Consider the following 12,537-nt stretch of genomic DNA (forward strand, 5'->3'; position numbering starts at 1 on the left):
TGAAATACATTGTTGTATTAAAAGCGTGGGCAAGTTAATGCCTTGCCCACGCTACATTACTCACTATCTGCTTTTTTCTGAGGCGTAATTCTGGTTACCAGTAGTTGGTCAATCCGGAAATTATCAATATCGACCACTTCAAATTTATAATCACCAAAAATCAATAGCTCGGCTTTTTTGGGAATACGTTTGAGCATATACATCATAAAGCCAGCAATGGTTTCGTAATTCTCTTCATCTTTTAATTCATCGATATTGAGTGCTTTTTTTACGTCTTCAATCGGGGTTACGCCATCGACTAGCCATGAGCTTTCATCACGCTGGACAATCTGATCGGCACCGGGATCAACCATACTGCCCATGAGTTGAATGGTTACATCATTCAGCGTAATAATCCCAACCACTAAGGCATATTCATTCAGGATAACGGCAAAGTCTTCACGCGCTTCTTTAAATTGTTCTAGTACTTCAGATAAAGAAAGTGTATCTGGAATAGTAAGCAATTTTCGATTGCCGTATTGCTTTAAGCCTTCCAGCAAATTAATTTCACCGCCTTTAAGCACTAATTGCAAAATATCTTTAGCGTCGATATAGGCAAATACGCTATCGATGCTATTTTCACATAATAAAAATTTAGAATGCGGGTCGGCCAGCATTCTGGCGCGTATGGTTTCTTCGGCTTCATTGAGCGAAAAGAAAATCACGCTTTCACGTGCAGTCATGACGGATGTGACGGTGCGCGTTTCTAATTCAAAGACGTTTTCAATCAGATTGTGTTCTTTGCGGCGCACCGTGCCTGCCATTGCACCTGCGTCGGCCATCGCCACAATATCATCAGTGGTAATTTCATCCCGGCGCACTGCGGGTAGATTGAAGGCGTTAAAAAGCATATTGGCAATGCCATCAAAAATAAATACCAAGGGGCGCATTAAAAAGATACAAAACAGAATGGGGGCAACGACCTTAACAGCGGTTGTTTCGGGTACGGCCATACCAATTCTTTTAGGAATTAAATCGGCAAACTGAATAAATAAGCCTGTGACCAAGGTGAACGACATCAGAAAACCCAGCGTTTCTGCTGTTTCTACGTGCACATCAAGCTGAATAAATAATGCTTTAAAAACGGGTGAGAAAGTAGGCTCACCTAAGATACCGCCCAAAATAGCAACAGCGTTTACGCCAACTTGCACTACGGTAAAGAAATCTCCCGGCCTCTCTTGCAAAGCGAGCACCAGATCGGCACGTTTATCGCCGTCTTCGCTCATTTGCTGCAGTTTGTGTTTACGCGCTGCGGCAAGCGCAATTTCTGATACTGAGAAAAATGCACTGATTAAAATAAGAATAAAAATAATAAGTAAGCCATTCATCATAATATTAAATCTCCTGCCGCTAGCTTAGCAGCTCGCCAGCCTGCTATGAAGCTTCTTTGAAGACAAAGGGGGTAGAAAGGTCTGCATAAAACAATCATATTGCCCGGGCGATGTAAGCTGTATGGGTTTCATCAATCAAGTGATGTGTTTTAAGAAAATGGTTTCCTCTAAGTGAGCTACGGCCCAGTTCTGCTTGCATGATATGTATATTTTATTAAGAAATAGTGTAAGTGTTTTCCCGCCAGTCGTAGACAAATAGACGTTTAAAGGCTGACAATGCAGCCTGGATAAATGATCCAGTGTCGTACGTCTTCAGGGCGGGGTGAAACTCCCCACCGGCGGTAAGTTTGTGGCTTTTTAAAACAGCAGCAAACAAGCCCGCGAGCGCCTGTGCTGTATTTATAAGCGTCAGGGTCAGCAGATCTGGTTTAACTCCAGAGCCGACGGTGATAGTCCGGATGAAAGAAGATGCGTCGCAATGAACTCGCCATGGCTTACCATCGGCGGCGTGACTGCGGCTGTCCTACCCCTGAACCGTTTTTCGCCTACCTATCTTGCGAGAGCGTTTCTCTATGTTTGCTGAAGTTTTAAATCCTACCCTTGCCCCTTTTGCTACCCGATTTAAGCAGGCACTGGCCGATATGCGCCAGGGTCGTCCTGTTTTATTGATGGATGATTTCGATCGCGAAAACGAAGCCGATTTAATCGTGGCAGCAGAAAAAATCACCGATCGAAGCATGGCGCAAATGATTCGCGATGGCAGCGGCATTGTTTGCCTCTGCCTGACCGACGAAGCCCTGCAGCACTTACAGCTGCCACCAATGGTGACAGACAATCAAAGTCGTTTTAGCACCGCCTTTACCGTGTCGATTGAAGCACGGCAAGGGGTAAGCACCGGCGTATCCGCTGCCGATCGGGTAACGACGATTAAGGCCGCTATTGCCAGCGGTGCTAAGCCTGGCGATTTAGCCAGCCCCGGCCATGTATTTCCGCTGCGCGCTACGGCTGGCGGGGTACTGGCGCGCCGAGGGCACACTGAGGGATCGGTTGATCTGGCTGTGTTGGCAGGATTACAGCCCGCTGCAGTGCTGTGCGAGCTTATGAATCCTGATGGCACGATGGCACGTGGTGATGATATTACGGCATACGCCATCGAGCATGGTTTGCAAGTACTCAGTATTGCCGAACTGGTGGAATACAGATTGCAGCAAGCGGGCTAAAAATGGCGGGCACCCGCAGCCGATGCAAAGACTGCTAGGTGCCGGCCTTGCTTATCGCTTAAAAAATACGCTTGGCGTGGTATCTATAAAGCGGCGGTACTCATCGCCCAATCGCCTCAATCATGGCTTCTTCGCGAGGCACGCGCAGCTGATGTATCAGCTCAAAGCAAAAGACGCCAGCAAAGCCAGCCAGCCAAGTATGTTTCATAAGCTTTATGCTTATGCCCTATCTTTAATTTCTTTTACCTGACAAAATTACGCTGTAAAAAGTAAGAAGAAAATGGCTTGAATGTGCTTTTTTTATGAAACGATTGGGGATTTTGATGAATAAAACTAAATTAGTGCTGGCGATTGCTGCTTTGGCAGGAGCTGGTTTTGCAGGTGCAACGTGGTACACAGGCACAACTTTAGATAATAAAGTGATGCAGGCAGGTGATGCGTTAAAAGACTACAAAATGATCAAGGTAGTGAAGCGTGATTTTAAAAAGGGGTTTTGGGCTTCAACAGAAGAAGTCACTTACCAATTGGGCTGCGAGGATGGAGGTGAGGCCTCGCCTTTGCGCGGCGCAACAGGGCAAATCACTTTAATTAATACCATTCAGCACAACCCGTTTGGCATGGAAATCAATACCAAGCTGGTTTATAGCGATAAAACAAAAGCAGAGCTTGCCAAGGTATTTAAAGGCAAAGAGCCTTTGGAAATTAATACCAAGGTCAGTTTATCCGGTGATTTGCAAACCCGTATTTCTAGCCCTGAATTTACCATTGATGATGAAAAAGGGAAGGTAAACTGGAAAGGGTTTAATTCTCTGATTAAATACGATAAAACGGCTAGTTATATTGATTTTGATGTGTCTTTACCCGGTGTAATTGCAAGGGAAAACGCCAGTGCCACCCAATTTAATATTGGCTCGGTGTCTTATAAGGGAAGCTATAAAAATGCGGTTGAGGGTATTTATGCAGGTGCTGAATCATTAAAAATTGATGGTTTTGGTATGACAGGCAAGAAAGAAGAAAAAGAGATGCAAGTGTCGATGGGCCAGTTGCTGATGAATAGCGAATCTAAATTTAGCAACGGCCTGCTTAATTTCTCTGGTAAAGGCACGGCAGATAAAATCACATTCAATTCAAAAGAAATTGGCAAGTTTGAAATGAACCTGGATGTGAATCAGCTTGATCCTAAGGCGCTTAAAGGGCTTAATGATCTGACATGGAAAAAAGGCATTTTGCAGTGTAATTTTGATAATAAAGATCACGCAAAGGCAATACAAGCCTTACTGATGGATGTTTTGAAAAAGAACCCTTCGCTAAAGCAAAATATTAAATTGCATACGCCAGAAGGCGAAAGTGTTGTGGCGATTGATTTAGCCAGCAAAGACTTAAAGCCGGAAGATTTAGCCAACCCCGGCCTGCTGATTAATAAGATCAATGCCATGCTGGCCTTGCAATTGCCCAATGCTTTTGCCGAAAGAATGATCCGTGAATCTGCCGAAGAAGAAGCGATTGAGCCAACTCTGGCTATGTTTCAATCATCCGTACAGCTTGGTGTAGATGAAGGAAAGATTGAAAGCGATGGCAAACTACTTAAAACTAAAATTCAATTAAAAGACGGTAAAATCGTTTTGAATGGAAAAACGGTTGAATTGTCTGAGTTACTTGGTATTCAGTAATCTACCGTGATTTGCGGATGAGCCTGATGGCTCATCCGCATTTGGTAGCAAGTTTTAGTGCTTAATCATCTTTGCAACTTTAGCTTCAAATTCATCAAAGCGTTGTTTGAGCGCTTGCATTTCGGTGGTTTTTTCTGCTTTGCCTAAAAATGAATACCGGATGCTATTCATTGCGGTGTTTTTTAGCTCGTCATACGATGGCTTGTAGCGGCTAGCGTAAAGTAGGTATTCGCCGCTAAGATTATTGCGCGATACGCCCGGATCATCGCTAGAGATTACAAAGGGCACGCCATGACGGCGGTAAACCTGAATAGGGTGTGCTTCGTTTTTTACTCCAAGAATAAATTCATTACTGGTGAGATTAACTTCTACAGCAATGTCTTTTTCTTTTAGCTTTTTCAATAGCAAATCGGCATTTTTTTCATGGGTGATATCAATGCCGTGGCCAATGCGATCTGCCCCTGCAATTTGCACTGCATCATTAATATGATTTTTTAATCCTTCTGGTGGCACCATACCGAGTGCTAATTCACCAGCGTGTAGGGCGAGCTTGCTATCTGGATAGCGTTTTTTAAAGAATTTAAACATCTGCATATGCAAATCATAATCGCGCATTGCAACGTGTTCATTTTCTGGCCCTACAATATTCACGGCCACAATTAGATTGCTGGCTTTATCGGCGGCAAAGGCAGAATACATCGCGCTAAAGACCAGCGATGGGGATAGATTGCGTAATACATAGGCCTGCACACGCAATTTAAAATCGTTGCTGTCAATGCCTTTAGCCGCGTCTTCCATCGTTTTGATATAGGCGTTTATTTGTTGCTGGCTGGCGGCATCTTGCGCCATAAAATCGGCATAGCGGGCAAAAATGGCTTCTGCATCTTTAGGGTTTTGTACCAGCTGATTTATTACTGGGTCTAATTCTTTATTACTAATGCTGGGGGCCAAATCGACCATAGTTTCCAGATATTGTACGTTTTCTGCTTGAGCCCGTTCTTTTAAAGATTGAAATCCTTCATGCATGGCATAGCTGGCAACCGGCATAAAATAGAAGAAAGTGTTAAAGAAGTTTTGATCGGGCGCGGGTTGATCGTGGCTATGATTACTGAAATCTTTATCAGACCATTTTTGCAGTAACTCACGATAGAAAGCATTGTTTTGTCGCGTTGCATCGGAGCTTAGGCAAATCTTGCTGCTGGCTTCGCTAGGGGCCGTATTAATATGAAATTTTTGAGCATTAAGTGCTGCATTGTCTTCGTTATAAATACAAAATTTTTGTCGGCCTACCCACTCTAGATAAGTTTCAGCATAAATAGCGCCGGAATAATGGTGATGTAAATCAGCACCTTTAGGCAGCATATTCATTAATAAGCCTAGCTCTGCTGTATTGGGAGTAGGGGCGCTGATTAATTGCGAATAATATTGCTTGGTTTGCGCGTAGTTATTATTAATATCTTTTGCATGGCTGGCCCCGATGGCAAGCAGGCAGAGTGCAAGTAGTTTGGTTTTCATCTTGATCATCTTTTATGGGTGGAATAGCAGATTATAGGCTGCAATAAAAGAAGAGATGAATAAGGTGTTAGAACGCTTGCAATTTTTTAGATTGGGGAGTTGTTTGTTAATAGGGATAGATTGATGTGGGTAAAGTTATGTTGGAAAAAAGGCTATTATCCATTTAAAGTCATAATTGTTTTTTGATCTTTGCGAATAAGCAATAAAAGCTGAATGTATTTGATTAAATAAGGACGCAAAATATATGAGAAGTGGTGTGCAAGAAAAGCGACTTGCACACCCTATGAAACTACGAAACTGCGTTCTTTATGAGACAAACCACTTATTTCAAACGATCGTAGCCCGGCAAGGTCAGGAATTCGACAAATTCTTCGCTGGTGGTGAGCTCGTCAAACATGACTGCGGCTTCATCTAGCGTGCTACTAAAGCGGCCGGTGGTGTGGATCTTGGCGACTTCCTCTGGCAACCACTGGCGGAATAGATCTTTGCTGACTTTACGGCCATCGTCCAGCACGCCTTTGGGGGATCTGATCCATTGCCAGATTTGCGAGCGGCTGATTTCGGCGGTGGCGGCGTCTTCCATTAGATTATGAATCGGTACGCAGCCTAAGCCAGAAATCCACGCGGCTAAATATTGCACGCCCACGCTGATATTGCCACGTAAACCGGCCTCGGTAATCGGCGCTTCAGGTTGGAAATTCAGCAGATCCTTGCCTGCCACGCTGACATCCGGGCGTTGCTTGTTAATTTGATTGGGCTTGTCGCCAAGAATGGGGTCCCAAGCGGCTTGTGCGATGGCAACTAAGCCGGGGTGAGCCACCCAACCGCCATCGTAGCCATCTGCCGCATCGCGTTCTTTATCTGCGCGGACCTGCTGCATGGCTTTTTCATTAGCCGCCTCATCATTTTTGATGGGAATCACGGCGCTCATGCCACCCATCGCAGGTGCATTGCGGTGGTGGCAGGTTTTAATCAGCAGCAGGGAATAAGCGCGCATAAACGGCACGGTCATGGTAATTAAGCTGCGATTGGCAAGGCAGAAGTCGGTGTTGGTGCGGAATTTCTTAATGCAGCTAAAGATGTAATCCCAGCGACCGGCATTCAGGCCTGCGGAGTGTTCGCGCAGCTCGTAGAGGATTTCGTCCATTTCAAAAGCGGCCAAAATGGTTTCGATCAGTACCGTGCCCTTGATGCAGCCGTGCGGCGCGGTCAGCTCGGCTTCGGCCCAAGTAAAGACATCGTTCCAGAGACGGGCTTCTAAATGCGATTCCATTTTCGGCAGATAGAAATAACACGATGTGCCTTGGCTAAGGCGGTATTTCAGATTGTGAAATACGGCAAGGCCAAAATCAAACAAGGAGCCCGCCATGATTTCGCCGTCAACTTCAATGTGTTTTTCCATCAAATGCCAGCCACGCGGGCGCAGAATCAGCGTGGAAATTTCACTATTTAATGTGTATTGCTTGCCTTCTGGGGAGGTAAAAGACAGCTCTTTACGATAGGCGTCTTTTACATTGATCTGGCCTTCAACTTGGTTTTCCCAAGTGGGCGTATTGGAATCTTCAAAATCGGCCATAAACGATTTAGCGCCGGAATTAAGCGCATTAATCATCATCTTGCGCTCAACGGGGCCAGTGATTTCGGTGCGACGATCGAGCAAATCGGCGGGCAGGGCAGAGATGCTCCAGTTGCCATCGCGGATATGTTGGGTGTCGGGCAGAAAATCGGGCACTTCGCCCGCGTCTAGTCTGGCTTGGCGTTCGATACGGGCGGCCATCAGTTCACGGCGGCGCGGCTCAAAGCTGCGATGCAGTTCGGCTAAAAAAGCCAATGCATCGGGGGTAAGAATAGGGGCAAAAGCAGGGCTGATATGGCCGAGAACTCGAATACCTGCAAGCGTGGTTGTCATATTGTTCCCTCATGTAAAAAAATTCTGTAGATACAGAGAACAGTAAGTACACAGAGAGCACAGAGAAAACCGAGTTAAAAGTTAAGCAATTTTTTGCTTTTCTCTGTGTGCTCCGTGGTCTCTGTGCCCTCTGTGTCTACAGATTTTTTTGAAGTCGTTTTGTAAGGCTTAGTGGAACTGTTCTTCTTCGGTCGAGCCTTTCAGCGCGGTGGTCGAAGACTGGCCTTGCTGGATCACTTGCGTGACCGCATCAAAGTAGCCTGTGCCCACTTCACGCTGATGTTTCACCGCGGTAAAGCCACGGTCAGCGGCGGCGAATTCGGCTTCCTGCAGCTCAACAAAGGCACTCATGCCGCGGCGGGCGTAGCCGTGGGCAAGATTAAACATGCCGTAGTTCAGCGCATGGAAACCTGCCAGGGTGATGAACTGGAATTTGTAGCCCATCTTGCCAAGCTCGGCTTGGAACGTCGCGATGGTGGCGTCGTCCAGATTTTTCTTCCAGTTAAACGATGGTGAGCAGTTATAAGCTAGCAATTTGCCCGGGAACTGAGCGTGAATGGCGGTCGCAAATTTACGTGCGTATTCCAGATCCGGCTTGCCGGTTTCACACCATACCAAATCAGCATAAGGCGCATAGGCAAGGCCACGGCTAATCGCTTGCTCCAGACCCGGCGTCGTTTTATAGAAGCCTTCCGGTGTGCGCTCGCCTGTGCAAAAGGGTTGATCATTGGCGTCTACATCGGAAGTCAGCAAATCAGCCGCTTCGGCATCGGTGCGCGCTACGATCAGTGTTGGCACGCCCATGATGTCGGCAGCAAAACGCGCTGCAACCAGTTTTTCTACCGCTTCGCGCGTTGGCACTAATACTTTGCCGCCCATATGGCCGCATTTTTTAACTGAGGCTAGCTGGTCTTCAAAGTGAACACCGGCAGCGCCTGCTTCGATCATGGATTTCATTAGCTCGTGTGCGTTCAGTACGCCACCAAAGCCAGCTTCTGCATCGGCTACGATGGGCGCAAAGAAATCGATGCTGTCGTCGCCTTCGGCGTGATTGATTTGGTCGGCACGGGTCAGCGCATTATTGATGCGGCGTACAACGAGTGGAACCGAGTTCGCTGGGTAAAGCGATTGGTCTGGATACATTTCACCGGCGATGTTTGCGTCGGCAGCGACTTGCCAGCCTGAAAGGTAGATGGCTTTCAGACCAGCTTTAATTTGTTGCATGGCCTGGTTGCCAGTTAAGGCGCCTAAAGCATGCACATAGGGGGTTTCGTTGACTAAGGACCACAGCTTTTCTGCGCCACGGCGGGCTAGTGTGTGTTCGACTTGCACATTGCCACGCAGGCGTTCAACGTCTGCAGCGGTATAAGGGCGGGTAATGCCTTTCCAGCGTGGATTAGTGTCCCAGTCTTGCTGGATAGCGGCGATTTTTAGATCCTTTGTACTCATAACAATACTCCCTGAAGGGTGATGGGCTGCATGTCTAAGTAAAGCATGTGGTAGTCGTGTTGCAGGATTATTTTGCAGTGCACCATTGGATTGTAGTTAGTAATAATTCACTACATATTGGGGCTTTCATGTACTTTTTGACCCGTAAGTATTTAGTCAATTAATGGTAATTAAGTCTTTGAAAATTAAGGCAAATGACGAATGCATTTTTATTGCTTCAAACGACTGTTTTAATGGCATAAAGTATCGATTTGATCGAGAAATGTAGTTTTTTATAAATTTATGTTTGTCAGCTACATGAGCGGGAAAGCCTACTTACTCAGGAAAAAAACGACAAAAAAATAGTGTATTTATTGATACATCTGCTATGGGCTAGACCCATCAATGCGTATTAAGTTGCTTAGCTTTACGTTAAAAACGGTAAATGCAGGCTTTTATCTACGTGGGATAGGCAATGTTTGGTATCGCCTTCTTAAAGCAATGCACTTGAAATGCCCGACGACAACCCCATCTGCCCTTGCATGTTTGAAATAAGTTTTGACTGGAGTTCCTGATGAGTAATGAAAACGTACAAGAGCAGACCAATTTAGATGCTGGCGTCGAGGCGATCGTTGAAGGCACAGAAAATACGCTGGAAGCGCAATTGACCGCTGCTACTGCAGATATTGAAAAAGCCCGTCAAGACGTGCTCTATGCCAAGGCCGAGGCCGAAAATAATCGCCGCCGCTCTCTTGAAGAAGTCGACAAAGCCCGCAAATTTGCGGTTGAGAAATTTGCGATTGAGCTGTTGGCAGTAAAAGATTCGCTCGAAATGGCGCTGGCTGATCAGACTGGTGAAGTAGACGCGTTGAAAAACGGCGTCGAACTCACTTTAAAACAGTTGGTAGCGGCATTTGAAAAATCGCAGCTGATTGAAATCAATCCGATAGGCGATAAGCTGGATCCGCATAAGCACCAGGCTATTTCTATGGTGCCAAGTGATGCAGAAGCCAATACCGTCGTGCAAGTGATGCAAAAAGGCTACGAGCTGGCTGGCCGCGTGATTCGTCCGGCGATGGTGATGGTTGCAGCAGCGAAGTAAAAAATACGTTTTGTAGGTGGGGGAGGATTTAAAAAAAGTCCTCTTGAAAATGCTCAGCGCATCCCCACTTTGTGAACATGGTTGTTAATTTACCGCCGCCTTAGGGCAGCGAGCAGACAAGGAAAAACTAAAAATGGCAAAGATGATTGGTATTGACTTAGGTACAACAAATTCTTGCGTGGCCGTATTTGAAAACGGTCAGCCTAAAGTAATCGAAAACGCAGAAGGTACACGTACAACGCCTTCCATTATTGCTTACCAGGAAGACGGTGAGATTCTGGTGGGTGCGCCGGCTAAGCGTCAGGCTGTAACAAACCCAAAAAACACTTTGTACGCGGTCAAGCGTTTGATTGGCCGCAAGTTTGAAGATAAAGAAGTACAAAAAGACATCGACCTGATGCCTTTCTCCATCGTTAAAGCCGACAACGGCGACGCATGGATCTCGGTTCGCGACAAAAAAATGGCGCCACCGCAAATCTCCGCAGAAGTACTGCGCAAAATGAAAAAAACCGCTGAAGATTACCTCGGCGAAGAAGTAACAGAAGCAGTTGTAACTGTTCCAGCTTACTTTAACGACGCACAACGCCAAGCCACTAAAGATGCTGGCCGTATTGCTGGCCTCGATGTAAAACGTATCATCAATGAGCCAACAGCAGCTGCACTGGCTTTTGGTATGGATAAGAAAGAAAAAGGCGATAGCAAGATTGCCGTGTATGACTTGGGTGGCGGTACATTCGACGTTTCGATTATTGAAATTGCCGATGTGGATGGCGACAAGCAGTTTGAAGTGTTGGCTACCAATGGCGATACATTCTTGGGCGGTGAAGACTTCGACCAACGCATCATCGATTTCATCATTGATGAATTCAAGAAAGACACGGGTATCAACCTGAAGCAAGACGTGATGGCACTGCAACGCCTGAAAGAAGCAGCAGAAAAAGCCAAGATTGAGTTGTCTTCTACCACCACAACAGAAATCAATCTGCCTTACGTGACGATGGATGCGACTGGTCCTAAGCATTTAACACTGAAAATCACCCGCGCTAAGTATGAAAGCTTGGTTGAAGATTTAGTGGCTCGCACGATTGAGCCTTGCCGTATTGCTCTGCAAGACGCTGGCCTGAAAATTACTGATATCGATGACATCATCTTGGTTGGCGGTCAGACCCGTATGCCAATGGTGCAAGATAAAGTTAAAGAATTCTTCGGCAAAGAAGCACGCCGCGATGTAAACCCAGATGAAGCGGTTGCTGTTGGCGCTGCCTTGCAAGGTTCGGTATTGTCCGGGGATCGTACTGATGTATTGCTGCTGGATGTAACCCCGTTGTCCCTAGGTATTGAAACCATGGGTGGCATCTTGACTAAGCTGATCAAGAAAAACACCACGATTCCTACAAAGGCATCGCAAGTATTCTCGACAGCAGAAGATAACCAAACAGCCGTAACCATCCACGTGCTGCAAGGTGAGCGCGAAAAAGCGTCAGCGAATAAGAGCCTTGGCCAGTTTAACCTAGGCGATATTCCAGCTGCTCCACGTGGTGTGCCACAAGTTGAAGTTACTTTTGATATCGATGCTAACGGTATCTTGCACGTTGGCGCTAAAGACAAGGCCAGCGGTAAAGAAGCACGTATCACGATTCAAGCTTCTAGCGGTTTGTCCGAAGCTGAAATCGAAGCAATGGTTCGCGATGCAGAAATGAATGCTGAAGAAGACAAGAAATTGTCTGAACTGGTTGGTGCACGTAACCAAGCTGACGGTATGGTTCACTCGGTGAAAAAATCACTGGCTGAATTTGGCGACAAGATCGGCGCAGACGAAAAAGCCAAGATCGAAGCGGCTATGGCCGAAGTTGAGCTGGTATTGAAAGACCATAGCGATGATAAAGAAAAAATCGAAGCGGCAACAGCAACCCTAACCGAAGCATCACACAAGTTAGCTGAGCAAATGTACGCACAACAACCGGAAGGTGCTGCAGCAGGCGCGGCCGCAGGTGCTGCAAGTGACGCCGATGCTAAGAAAGATGATGGCAATGTGGTTGATGCTGAATTCACCGAAGTAAAAGATAAATAAGCCCCGCTTATTTAAATGAAACAGGCCCGCTGATGCGGGCCTGTTTTTTTTGTGCATTTAAAAAGATCTGTAGACACAGAGATCAGGAAGAACACAGAGCAGAGAAAACCTTAAGTAAGTCATTTTATTTGTTTTTCTCTGTGTGCTCCGTGCCCTTATTTAGCTCTGTGTCTACAGATTTTTTGCAGTAAGTAGGGTGCTCTCGAAGCGAAGCGCCGTGCGTGGCCCCCTGAAAAAATCTGTTCACTTCGC

The 12,537-nt window shown here is 46.2% G+C and carries 8 protein-coding genes and 1 riboswitch; of the genes, 4 read left to right on the top strand and 4 right to left on the bottom strand.

The genetic code is table 11. The features are described from left to right. Window positions 1-56 precede the first annotated feature (56 nt). Window positions 57-1,370, bottom strand: coding sequence for a hemolysin family protein (locus tag VN23_RS20115; RefSeq protein WP_046350483.1), 1,314 nt, complete (start codon window positions 1,368-1,370; stop codon window positions 57-59). A gap of 304 nt (window positions 1,371-1,674) precedes the next feature. Then, a riboswitch (FMN riboswitch) is annotated at window positions 1,675-1,844 on the top strand. Window positions 1,845-1,942: 98 nt separating this feature from the next. Between VN23_RS20115 and ribB the strand changes: the two genes are divergently transcribed. Both ribB and VN23_RS20130 read left to right on the top strand, forming a co-directional pair. Next, a complete protein-coding gene (gene ribB, locus VN23_RS20120; protein ID WP_046350482.1) occupies window positions 1,943-2,590 on the top strand; it encodes a 3,4-dihydroxy-2-butanone-4-phosphate synthase in 648 nt (215 codons plus the stop codon). A 323-nt stretch (window positions 2,591-2,913) separates the two neighbouring features. After that, the gene (locus tag VN23_RS20130) at window positions 2,914-4,260 is read left to right on the top strand and encodes a YdgA family protein (protein ID WP_046350480.1); all 1,347 of its coding nucleotides are present in this window, start codon (window positions 2,914-2,916) and stop codon (window positions 4,258-4,260) included. Between the two features lie 54 nt (window positions 4,261-4,314). Here the strand turns inward: VN23_RS20130 and VN23_RS20135 are convergent, their stop codons facing one another. The 3 genes from VN23_RS20135 to aceA all read right to left on the bottom strand — a co-directional run bounded on the left by VN23_RS20135 (window position 4,315) and on the right by aceA (window position 9,133). Next, window positions 4,315-5,775, bottom strand: coding sequence for a hypothetical protein (locus tag VN23_RS20135; RefSeq protein ID WP_046350479.1), 1,461 nt, complete (start codon window positions 5,773-5,775; stop codon window positions 4,315-4,317). 322 nt (window positions 5,776-6,097) lie between these two features. Further along, window positions 6,098-7,684: a malate synthase A gene (gene aceB, locus VN23_RS20140; RefSeq protein ID WP_046350478.1), complete on the bottom strand. Its 1,587-nt coding sequence runs from the start codon at window positions 7,682-7,684 to the stop codon at window positions 6,098-6,100. Window positions 7,685-7,852: 168 nt separating this feature from the next. Continuing rightward, a complete protein-coding gene (gene aceA / locus VN23_RS20145; protein ID WP_046350477.1) occupies window positions 7,853-9,133 on the bottom strand; it encodes an isocitrate lyase in 1,281 nt (426 codons plus the stop codon). A 553-nt stretch (window positions 9,134-9,686) separates the two neighbouring features. Here aceA and grpE point away from each other — a divergent pair. Both grpE and dnaK read left to right on the top strand, forming a co-directional pair. Further along, on the top strand, window positions 9,687-10,214 hold the full coding sequence (gene grpE / locus VN23_RS20150; RefSeq protein ID WP_052746425.1) for a nucleotide exchange factor GrpE: 528 nt from the start codon (window positions 9,687-9,689) through the stop codon (window positions 10,212-10,214). A gap of 133 nt (window positions 10,215-10,347) precedes the next feature. Next, window positions 10,348-12,285: a molecular chaperone DnaK gene (gene dnaK / locus VN23_RS20155; protein WP_046350476.1), complete on the top strand. Its 1,938-nt coding sequence runs from the start codon at window positions 10,348-10,350 to the stop codon at window positions 12,283-12,285. The last annotated feature ends 252 nt before the right edge of the window (window positions 12,286-12,537 follow it).

This window comes from Janthinobacterium sp. B9-8, assembly GCF_000969645.2.
Lineage (GTDB): Bacteria > Pseudomonadota > Gammaproteobacteria > Burkholderiales > Chitinibacteraceae > Iodobacter.

Excerpts from the sequence above, each read along its gene's own strand:
- aceA (WP_046350477.1), bottom strand. The coding sequence starts at position 9,133 with ATGAGTACAAAGGATCTAAAAATCGCCGCTATCCAGCAAGACTGGGAC.
- aceB (WP_046350478.1), bottom strand. The coding sequence starts at position 7,684 with ATGACAACCACGCTTGCAGGTATTCGAGTTCTCGGCCATATCAGCCCT.
- ribB (WP_046350482.1), top strand. The coding sequence starts at position 1,943 with ATGTTTGCTGAAGTTTTAAATCCTACCCTTGCCCCTTTTGCTACCCGA.
- VN23_RS20135 (WP_046350479.1), bottom strand. The coding sequence starts at position 5,775 with ATGAAAACCAAACTACTTGCACTCTGCCTGCTTGCCATCGGGGCCAGC.
- dnaK (WP_046350476.1), top strand. The coding sequence starts at position 10,348 with ATGGCAAAGATGATTGGTATTGACTTAGGTACAACAAATTCTTGCGTG.
- VN23_RS20115 (WP_046350483.1), bottom strand. The coding sequence starts at position 1,370 with ATGATGAATGGCTTACTTATTATTTTTATTCTTATTTTAATCAGTGCA.
- VN23_RS20130 (WP_046350480.1), top strand. The coding sequence starts at position 2,914 with ATGAATAAAACTAAATTAGTGCTGGCGATTGCTGCTTTGGCAGGAGCT.
- grpE (WP_052746425.1), top strand. The coding sequence starts at position 9,687 with ATGAGTAATGAAAACGTACAAGAGCAGACCAATTTAGATGCTGGCGTC.